Genomic DNA, 9,637 nt, shown 5'->3' on the forward strand with positions numbered 1-9,637 from the left:
AGATATCGCGCTTGACTCCACCGGCTCTGACTGGGTCACAGCAGCTGGTCCAGGCGGGTCCAAATATACCGTCGCCGACTGAGTTGTGGTTGGTGAGCTGGAAGAATCAGCCGAAACCGGCGCCACCAGGGGCGCCTTCGGTTCCGTGGTGACCTTAGGGGCCACATCCTGTTGACCGGTATGCGACCCTGCTGATCCCTGCCAGGCCATTTCCAGGGCAAGGATGGTCAGATCTTGCACTTCGCGTTCAGACACTGCCACGGGCCCTGAATTCCAGGCCCTGGCTCCGAACATGGCCTCCCCTGTTTTCGCATCGATCCCTTGAATGTCTACCGCAGTCGCGTTCAGGTTTTGAGAACCGCCATTCATGGAATCTACCGTGGGATTTAGCGAAGTTTCATCGACCTGCGCAAAGACCCACAACGTCGCCCCAACCATACGATCGACTGCTAGAATTTGAGTTTGCCGTTCCGTCTCATTTTGACGGGAAAATTTCTGAGCGGTCAATTCCGGATCGACCCGCCGATCGACCACCAGCAGCTGATGGTCGTTTAACCAATCGAAGGCCTGATTGACGGCCGCCACATGATTTCCCCTCAACACCACCCTGGCTCCCGGATTAGGGCGAGTGACCTGAAACCCTTCTTTTTTATAGTTTTCGTGCCCACTGGAGACACACCCCATTACCAGACCAACAACCCCAAGCAGACCGATCAGGTTTCTATAGTGACGAATACCTAGACCCGACATAGTGATGTTCCCTTCGTTATCAATTCTTTTGTAAAGATCCATATTTGTAGGCGCGATAAGAAATTTTTCCTGATTCCGGCTCAAAAAATGTCTGGATCAGGTCGACTTGTCAAATAATCACATTAGAATAAGAGAAGAAATTTGAGTTACGTTCTATATTTTGGATGAAAAATTAGCAAATGAAGATCTTAATTAAAAAATAGAAGATCCCCCCACGCAACGGGCTATTCAAAGGATCAATCACTTACAGGTCTCATAAGGTAATGCCGAAGCAGGCTACAGAGAATTGGAGTCCTTAAAATACCACAAAATTTGCTTTCACGGAGAAAAATCCCTGACTCTTCCTCCTTAATCTTACAAAACAAGTCTAATAAAACAAGGCCGACTCCTTTTTCACGTTGTCTTTCCCTTGTATCATATAGTTGTTGGAATTGCTTGAGCCCCTGCTTCCCTAGTATGCTAGTGAATTGATTGAGCCGGCCGATAGGCCTGCAGGAAGGATCAACGCTCAAACACTCTCTTCTTAAAATTGTCATGGCTTTACAAATTTTGTCATTTTTCATCGAAGGCGTTACCTGGCGAGTGGCGAAAACCTCTACGGGCTATTGCCACCGTGGCCTTTCAACCATGCCGGAGTGGATTCCTGGTATTCCCTCTGGCGTATCCCAGGATATTGTCGAAAACACCTTTCAGCAATTTCCCTCTGATGATGACTCCCTTCAACCCCACAATATCACCTTTAAATTGACCTATCGTGTCGGGTCTTCCAATATTGAATGCTTTATTTTTTCCTCCCCTGACGGCGACCTCTTCGCTGTCAAGATTCCTCCTGTGACCTTCATCGCTCTTCAAGAAGCACTCCCCTCTCAAACTATCCCACGCATGAGAGTGGCCCGTTTAGCGGTCCAGGAGGCGATTGCGTCAGGCTCACCGGGGATAGAACTTCTCCCGGGAAGTAAAATATTCGAATCAGTCAAAACACAATTGTCCGGATCAGGCCTACAAAAAGCTCAGGTGTAAGCCTCTCCCTTTTTTCGAACTGACTGGTCCTGCAAATAAAACGGGAGGATTGATTCAGGGTGAATCCAAGCCGCACACCTTTTGTATCCATGGCCGCTATCCATGGATTACGGTAGGAAGACATCTTATTAATGAACCATGACAGCACCTCAAATGCAGCCTTTAGGCAATCTCTACTCCATGAATCCCACCGGAGCTGTGAATTTTAGCTGAATTCTTTTCCTCCTGAATCACCCATCGCTTTTCAGCCATTCATTTCAACTTTTCCCATCCACCAAAACTGTGGACAATCCTGTGCGTAAGCTCTTTATCATTTGTGATCCAGCATCATTCACTACTCCTTCATCATTTTGCCGAATATTTAATCATTGTGTAGTTGATAAAAATCTACACAAGATATATGGTGAGGGTATTCCGCAAGTCACATTACGTATGTCAAAATAGAAGAACTTACCCAAATGAAAACGGCCAACTCGTTCTGAGAAAAAGTTGAATGTTCTAAGGGTGTTTCAGAGGAACACATCGTGGTGAACAAACGGTCCCCCTCTCTCAGAAAACATGTGCTGATTGTGGATGATGAACCTGCTGTCCGCCGAACTGTGCGTGGGGCATTAGAATCCTCTGGAATTGAATGCGCTGAGTCGGAAAACGGCGCCGCCGCACTGGCGTGGTTGGAAGAAAACCATGTAGATCTCGTCCTTGCTGACTATCACATGCCGATTATGAGTGGACTGACCTTGTTGGAACGAGTCAACAAGACTTTGAACGGCAGAACCCCTCGGGTAATCCTGCTCAGCGGAGTCATTGACGAAATCCACAAGCACAAAGCCATGGGACTGGGTGCCTATGCGATTATTGACAAACCCTGTAATTTCCGTGAACTTGTCGAAAAAGTAAACGAGGCTCTCGACTTCTGATTCCCTCCCTCACTGATTCACCCCTTATTGGGTATCGTATCGTCTGGACATCTCAAGAGTAAGCCTGCCATACAGTCATCCCCCACTATAGGGCAGATGCTCTAAGACATTGCCGTTGTTCCAGAAATCAGCAACTACCCCTCGCTGACTTTAACCTTCTCATCTCTTTGACTATGGCTTGCCGATTCCATTCATCTCTGACTTTTTTTATCATCCTGATCGCCTGGTTAAGTTGGTGGATATCTCCACAATCGGCTAGGGCAGAAAGTTCCGCGCCCGGGATTCATTGGGGAGCGCTCGCCTATCCCGATCAAGAACCAGTACTTGCTACCGGATTGTCGATATTTCGCTTTACTGAATTTAATGGTGAGGGGGAGCGGTTCAACGGCATTCGTGAAACCATCGGAATAAATTTGGTGACGACCAGTTGGACTCGCCACTGGTCCAACTCTTTGGAAGGATGGAGCACAAACCTCACCTTCGGGATAGGCCCTACGAGAAATCAGCCCTCAGAATTTCTCCAAAATGATTTCATTCATGACCGTTTGTATGGAATCCCTCAAGTCCAGGTTGGACAAAAACGAAAAGCGACCGACTTCACCATATCCGGTTCAATCACCCGATGGGGAGAACTCCCGGGACAACGCCGAGTGCTCTTTCTTGGCGGCGGAGGACAGACGGGAAGCCTATATCACGAACTCTTTGCCCGTGGGGGATTTCGCCGCTGGTCACCGGTGAAAACTATCGAATATCTGAGCGGAACACATGATGGCTGGGTCACAGATATGTTCAGGCCTCTCCGATTTTCCGGAATGGTGAGGGCTGGACGAATCTCCACCGGGGCCGCGTTCCATGACTTAGCCAATCATTCGGTTGCTGCACAAAGCTCCCTGAGCTATGGCTGGTATGATGAGAAAACATTTCGTCCATTGCTCGAAGTCGAAATCGGCGTCACCATTGATTCCGGAATGTTTAAGGGAGACCGGGGAGACTCCTTGGAGGAACGCTTTTGGACTGTTGCGATCCGTGCCCACCCATTTACGTTCGAAACATGGAACGATCAACTGAATAGTAAAGACTTCGGCCCAACCTATGGAGCCAAAGTCATGATGGACCTCTCGTTCCTGCTTCCTGAATCCTGGAAGGGGCAATAAGGCGCTCACGAATACACAGCAGAGCCCAGTCGGAAAAGAATCATCCAACACTGGCGACTAATCACTTGAGGCAGGAACCAGAGGTAATCGGATCCAGGACTCTCCGGCATCTGAACTTCGATACAGCCCACCTCCATTGGTGCCAACGTACAGAATGTGTGGATCCATGGCACTCATCTGAAGACTACGAATACTGACTGCCTCCAAACCATTAACTTTCGGTTGCCAGGTTTCTCCTCCGTCCTCACTTTTTTGAACCCGATCACTTGTCGCCATATACAGGGTTGAAGGGTCAGTGGGATCCAGTTGGATAGCACTAATATACGCGTGTTGAATGCTTCCGCCGATCTTTGTCCAATGTTCGGCCTGATCCCTTGATTTATATAATCCATCCGTGGTCCCTGCATACACCACGTCACTATTCGTTGGATCAACCACAATTCCATTAACTCCCAACGCCATTGAGGCCATTTTGGCATCTGAGGCCACCATGCCCGTGGATGATTTTTCCCAGCTCTCCGTGGCATTGATGGTGCGATAGACTCCTCCGGTCGTCCCCGCATACAAGACGCTTGGACGCTGAGGATCGATTGCCAGAGTTACCACAAAACTTACCTCCGTCATTCCTTGCATCCGTTCGGTCCAATGTCGACCGCCATCCAGGCTTCGAAACACCCCAACGGTCGTCCCGGCATAGACCATTTCCGTTCCCAAAGGATTAAACACAATCTGATTGACAATAGCCGAGATCGTACCTTTCTGAATCCCGGAGTTGTAGGGATGCCACGTTCTTCCCCCATCCGGGCTTTTATAGGTCCCATCCCCCATCGTTCCGGCAAACACGGTGGCGGACAGCTGCGGGTCAAGGGCAAGGCTAATCACGCGCGTCCGGGCCAGTTCGCCCGCAAATCTGGTCCATGTGGCCCCCGTATCAGAAGACTTATATACGGCTTCATCCGTGGCCACATACACAATATTGGGTTTGGTGGGATGTAAGGCAATGGACACAATGGTATCGCTTCGTTGACCGCAGGCCGTCAATCCGAGCACCAGGGACACCACGAAGGCCCAAAGAGTTCGGGACATCTTAAAGGGGTTTTTCATTGCCAAATCTCAAACAGTCACACATTATTGTGATGGGCGGTAGGGTTCAGCATATCCGGTTAGTTCGACATAGCCCTGGCCATGAATATTCTCTCCCTTCCAAATCCCCGTGACATCCACCGCTCCCTCCCAATACGTCACACCGGTACTACGCCTGGTTACGAGTTCTTGATTCGCCATTCTGGGAGAGATATTCAACTCCACCTTTTCTGACGGAATAGATAACGTCCATTGATTGGGATACCGCGCACCACTGACCGGACTGGTCCAATGGCCATGTACGCTTACAATAATCTCTTCAAGGGAAAGGGATGTCGACGATCCGTTTGGCCTCACCAGCGTTCCACTGGAGGCAGGATCAAACGTTCCATCCGCACGGCGAAGCCCATAGGCCATGATGTCATATTCATTTTCAAGTTGCAGACTCAACCAATCCCATCCAACGAGACCTTCCGAAAGGTCAGCAGATCCAAACTCGTGATCCATCCAACTCACGCCGTTGACCGCCAGCGGTGTCCCCTGTACCTCCACCGATCCTGCCGTCTGAAGACGGGTCAATGAATAATAATGGGAGGTATCGTCCGGGTGCTGGCCTTTCCGGCTCACACCATCTGTGCCATGAGTAACGGGGAGTTTACTCGATTCAAGCGTCAAATCAATGGAAAAATCCTCTGCCTGCGCTTGAAGATGAAATTGTCGATGATCGGGGGTCACCGTCTTCACCGACCACCGATCGATCCACACATTCAACCGATCCGCCTCGGCTCCGGCCTTCTTGATTCCGGCACGACTGAGCTTTTCGGTAAACCGGAATTGATCATTCGCTTCGTCGGTTAACGCGAAATGGGCAAAGTACAAATGTCGCATGGCCCATGCAGAAGGATTGCTCCAGGCATCAGGTGAGTCAATTCCGCGACGAAAAAACGTCAATTCGTAACCAAATCGTCGGCCATTCGTGCTCGACAGGTGTCCGGTAAAATACCACCACTCTGTCTGAAACTGCTCATGACTGCCATGATCCTGCGGGAACACATAGACGTATCCAGGGCGGGCAGGAGCAAATTCGTGAAGTCCAACGTTGGAGGGCTCTGCAAAGACCGTCGAAATCCCCAGTAGCGGGAATATGATCAGGAACGAAATCTCGAACCACAAGGATCTCGCTCTCACCTCCTGGCCTGTATAACCATCGCGTTGGGAAAGGCCTTCGTCCACTTCATGGCTCCGGTTATACCACGACCTTTCATAGCGTACAAATCCCTTTCCCCGCAAGGATTTTCTCATTTCACCGAAAATCTTGAAGCCATTATCTTACGTTGACTTTCTCGAAAATTCTCCGCTATCGTACCGCATGTCTTCAGATTTTCCATCGGCCGAATCCGACACATTTCCGATACCGGACATCGTGCCAATTTTTCCACTGCCCACCACCGTTTTTTTCCCTGAAACCTATTTGCCACTCCACATCTTCGAACCCCGATACCGTGAAATGGTCCAACAGGCATCCGCTCAGGGAAATTGCATTGGCATGGCCTTGCTTAAAGACGGCTGGGAAGACGAGTATGAGGAGAATCCCCCGATTTACCCTATCGGATGTGTGGGACGAATTATCAGCTCACACAAACTGGCTGACGGTCGGTTTAACATTGTATTGCAAGGTCTTCAGCGATGCACCTTTGAGGAACAAGAGGTCTCGACTCCCTACCGACAGGCACAAATTATTCCCCATGCTCAAAGGGGCCTGGCCTCCCTGGACACTGAAACCCGCATCAATCTGGAGCACATCACCCAAGAATATCTCACCTGGAAAAAAGCTCATGAGTTGTGTCAGGTGATCGCTTCTGGCAAACTCACGGATTCCATTCTTGTTCATAACCTTTCAGCCGGTCTTGATTTGTCACCTGTGGAAAAACAATTTTTACTTGAATCCGGCCATCTCGTCCAGCAAGCTCGCCGCCTGATTGATCTAATCCGCTTTAAACTTGCCGATCTTCGAACGGCACAAGGATAACACACCATGTCTGATGCCGTTGCCATTGAGGTTAAAGGGCTGGGGAAAACCTACGACACCGTGACCGCGGTGAAGGATCTCTCCTTGTCCGTCATGCAAGGGGAAATTTTTGGCCTCCTGGGACCCAACGGGGCAGGGAAAAGCACCACGCTTCGAATTTTAATTACGACCCTAAGCCCCACGTCCGGGACCGCAACCATCTTCGGGCATGATGTCGTCAAAGAAGCCGATACCATTCGACGGCTGATCGGTTATGTGCCCCAAGAACGGGCCATCGACCGCTTTCTTACCGGACGGGAGCATCTGCTGTTGCTCGCGGATCTCTATCATCTTCCAAAGAATGAAGCCCTCACCAGGATTGCCTCGCTTTTGAAGTTGGTCGATCTGGAGGAACATGCCGATCGCGTGGCCAAAGGATATTCCGGTGGGATGAAACGAAAATTAGATATCGCCTGCGGCTTATTGCCGAATCCCAAAGTACTCTTTCTGGACGAACCCACGCTTGGGCTTGACGTTCAAAGCCGCCTCAATATTTGGCAATACCTCCGGCAATTGCGCGAGCAGGGGATGACCATCGTCATGACCACCAATTATCTGGATGAAGCCGACCAGCTTTGTGATCGAATCGCCATCATTGATCGTGGGGAAATCCGCGCCATTGGCTCTCCAAAGGATCTCAAGGCCAGTTTGGGTGGAGATGGCGTCTGGCTCACTCTTGGAGATCCTGAGCCTCAGGTCGTCGAAACCCTCTCAACCGCGCTGAAAGCTTTACCCTTCGTGCGTGCCATTCGTCCTACTCCACAGGGGCTTGATATCCGCGTCGATGCTCCTGAGAAGGCATTGCCTGCTATCCTCGAGACGACCAATCGAGTAGGATGTCGCCTCGACGGAATCGAATATCATCGGCCTCGACTAGACGATGTGTTTGTGGCTCACACCGGCCGGTCCCTCAAAGACCAACCCACTGAACCCACGACCTAAGATCATATCCTGTAGAATTTCACCGTCCTGGAAAGGTTTCTCCATGAATGAGCAAATTCAAGAGGTGCTTGCCCTGACCAATCGATGGGTCAAGCGTTTGAGCCGGGAAAAATTCAGTATGCTGTTTACCCTGATCCAGCCCATGCTGTTTTGGCTCATTTTTTTCGGCAACCTATTCCAACGTGCTGCCGATGTACAGGTCGTCCAAGCCCCGAATTACATGAGTTTTCTTGCAGCCGGCGTCGTCGTAATGACCGTCCTCAATAACGGGCTGGCGGGTGGCGTAGACCTCCTGTTTGATAAAGAAAACGGGTTTCTGGAGCGACTGATGGCAACTCCCATCCGACGATCGTCCGTTATCCTCAGTCGATTTCTCTTTGTGATGGCCATCACCGCCATGCAAATTCTGGTTATTCTGGGAGTGGCCTTTTTGTTTGGCGTGAGTGCGGAAACCGGGATTTTAGGAATCGCACTCATTTTAGTCATCGGCATGCTCTTTGGTGTCGGGCTCACCGCCATTTCCATGGCCATGGCGTTTTCCGTGAAAAGTCACGGGGATTTTTTCTCGGTGCTTGGCTTCCTCTCGCTCCCGATGATCTTTCTCAGCTCCGCGCTCGTCCCATTAGCGGCCATGCCGGGTTGGATGAAATCACTAGCCTTCTTCAATCCAATGACCTGGGTCATTGATGCCATCCGGCCATTGATCCTTACCGGCTGGAGCGAAGCGCTCCCTCAGGTGGCCATCGCACTGGTAGTTCTCGCCGTCTTCGACGGCCTGTGTCTCTATGGGGGAGCCCGCGCGTTCAAGCGCTCCGTCGGCTAACCGCCTTTTGCCAAATTATAAACTCCTCGATGAGACGCCTCTGTCTCTTTGAGGAGGGATTATTATCTCGACCCGGAACTACCCTTCTTGCACTCACCTTCGGAGACAAAAATTCAGGCCCTGCTTCGTTTGCTGTCCGATCCCAACGAACAGGTCGCCAAAACGATCCAACGCGAATTCGTCCGTATCGGGTCCCCGGCCTTACCGTTTCTGGAAAAAGCCAGCGCGGATGATACGACCTTGGAATCACGGGTCGCTTTTGTGAAAGATGAAATTCGTTTTGAGCAACTCAAAGAGGAATTCCGCACGTTCGTTGCTCATTGCTCCCGGCAGCTTGATTGGGAGCAGGGAGCATTCCTCATCGCCAGGATCGCCTACCCGAATGTAGATATTCCCCATTATCAGGAGTGCCTGGATCACCTCACTCAAGAATTTCGAAAAAAATGGCATTCCGAAGAGGCTCCCCCAGGGAAAGTCGCCAGACTCCTCAGCGCGTTCCTCTTTAAAGACAAGGGATTTTCCGGCAATCGCATCCATTACCACGATCCCGATAATAGCTACCTGCATCGGGTCATCGAATCCCGGCAAGGGATCCCCATCTCTCTCTCGGCCATCTACGTGTTTGTGGGAAACCGTTTGAACTTGCCCCTCTCCGGAGTCGGAATGCCGGGGCATTTCCTGGTGAAGATTGAAGGAGAGCCTATTCCGCAATTTGTGGATTGTTTTAACGGTGGGGCATTCTTACGGGAACAAGACTGTGAACAATTTATTACGGCATCCGGTTTGGACTATTCTCCTGAGTTTTTGGAAAAGAGTTCGACACGACTGATCCTTGCCCGCATGCTCAGGAACCTGTTGAGTATTTATGAGCGGGAAGAAC

Annotated in this window: 10 protein-coding genes; 7 read left to right on the forward strand and 3 right to left on the reverse strand. The window is 50.5% G+C overall.

Features of this window, described 5'->3' with window-relative positions; all coding sequences use genetic code 11:
* Nucleotides 1–750: hypothetical protein (locus AAH187_RS16235; RefSeq protein WP_342349523.1), on the reverse strand; the 750-nt coding region annotated here is incomplete at its 3' end.
* Nucleotides 751–1,284: 534 nt separating this feature from the next.
* Here AAH187_RS16235 and AAH187_RS16240 point away from each other — a divergent pair.
* From AAH187_RS16240 to AAH187_RS16250, 3 genes are all read left to right on the forward strand, one after another.
* Nucleotides 1,285–1,770: a hypothetical protein gene (locus AAH187_RS16240; RefSeq protein ID WP_342349524.1), complete on the forward strand. Its 486-nt coding sequence runs from the start codon at nucleotides 1,285–1,287 to the stop codon at nucleotides 1,768–1,770.
* Between the two features lie 524 nt (nucleotides 1,771–2,294).
* Nucleotides 2,295–2,687, forward strand: coding sequence for a response regulator (locus tag AAH187_RS16245; RefSeq protein ID WP_342349525.1), 393 nt, complete (start codon nucleotides 2,295–2,297; stop codon nucleotides 2,685–2,687).
* 173 nt (nucleotides 2,688–2,860) lie between these two features.
* Nucleotides 2,861–3,841: a hypothetical protein gene (locus AAH187_RS16250; RefSeq protein WP_342349526.1), complete on the forward strand. Its 981-nt coding sequence runs from the start codon at nucleotides 2,861–2,863 to the stop codon at nucleotides 3,839–3,841.
* Between the two features lie 57 nt (nucleotides 3,842–3,898).
* Here AAH187_RS16250 and AAH187_RS16255 read toward each other — a convergent pair whose 3' ends face one another.
* Entirely contained in the window at nucleotides 3,899–4,927 is a 1,029-nt protein-coding gene (locus AAH187_RS16255; protein ID WP_342349527.1) for a hypothetical protein, read from the reverse strand.
* Nucleotides 4,928–4,969: 42 nt separating this feature from the next.
* On the reverse strand, nucleotides 4,970–6,097 hold the full coding sequence (locus AAH187_RS16260; RefSeq protein WP_342349528.1) for a lipocalin-like domain-containing protein: 1,128 nt from the start codon (nucleotides 6,095–6,097) through the stop codon (nucleotides 4,970–4,972).
* A gap of 250 nt (nucleotides 6,098–6,347) precedes the next feature.
* Here AAH187_RS16260 and AAH187_RS16265 point away from each other — a divergent pair, with 250 nt between their 5' ends.
* From AAH187_RS16265 to AAH187_RS16280, 4 genes are all read left to right on the forward strand, one after another.
* Nucleotides 6,348–6,953 (forward strand): LON peptidase substrate-binding domain-containing protein, encoded by a 606-nt coding sequence (locus AAH187_RS16265; protein WP_342349529.1) that lies wholly within the window; start codon nucleotides 6,348–6,350, stop codon nucleotides 6,951–6,953.
* Between the two features lie 6 nt (nucleotides 6,954–6,959).
* Nucleotides 6,960–7,934 (forward strand): ATP-binding cassette domain-containing protein, encoded by a 975-nt coding sequence (locus AAH187_RS16270; protein WP_342349530.1) that lies wholly within the window; start codon nucleotides 6,960–6,962, stop codon nucleotides 7,932–7,934.
* A 43-nt stretch (nucleotides 7,935–7,977) separates the two neighbouring features.
* Nucleotides 7,978–8,757: an ABC transporter permease gene (locus tag AAH187_RS16275; RefSeq protein WP_342349531.1), complete on the forward strand. Its 780-nt coding sequence runs from the start codon at nucleotides 7,978–7,980 to the stop codon at nucleotides 8,755–8,757.
* Between the two features lie 87 nt (nucleotides 8,758–8,844).
* The coding region (locus AAH187_RS16280; RefSeq protein ID WP_342349532.1) for a transglutaminase-like domain-containing protein at nucleotides 8,845–9,637 on the forward strand (793 nt) is incomplete at its 3' end.

This window comes from uncultured Nitrospira sp. (assembly GCA_902500695.1).
Taxonomy (GTDB): domain Bacteria; phylum Nitrospirota; class Nitrospiria; order Nitrospirales; family UBA8639; genus Nitrospira_E.

Bases quoted from the DNA above. Each gene is read 5' to 3' on its own strand.
- AAH187_RS16240 (WP_342349524.1), top strand. From the start codon at position 1,285: ATGGCTTTACAAATTTTGTCATTTTTCATCGAAGGCGTTACCTGGCGA.
- AAH187_RS16250 (WP_342349526.1), top strand. From the start codon at position 2,861: ATGGCTTGCCGATTCCATTCATCTCTGACTTTTTTTATCATCCTGATC.
- AAH187_RS16255 (WP_342349527.1), bottom strand. From the start codon at position 4,927: ATGTCCCGAACTCTTTGGGCCTTCGTGGTGTCCCTGGTGCTCGGATTG.
- AAH187_RS16270 (WP_342349530.1), top strand. From the start codon at position 6,960: ATGTCTGATGCCGTTGCCATTGAGGTTAAAGGGCTGGGGAAAACCTAC.
- AAH187_RS16275 (WP_342349531.1), top strand. From the start codon at position 7,978: ATGAATGAGCAAATTCAAGAGGTGCTTGCCCTGACCAATCGATGGGTC.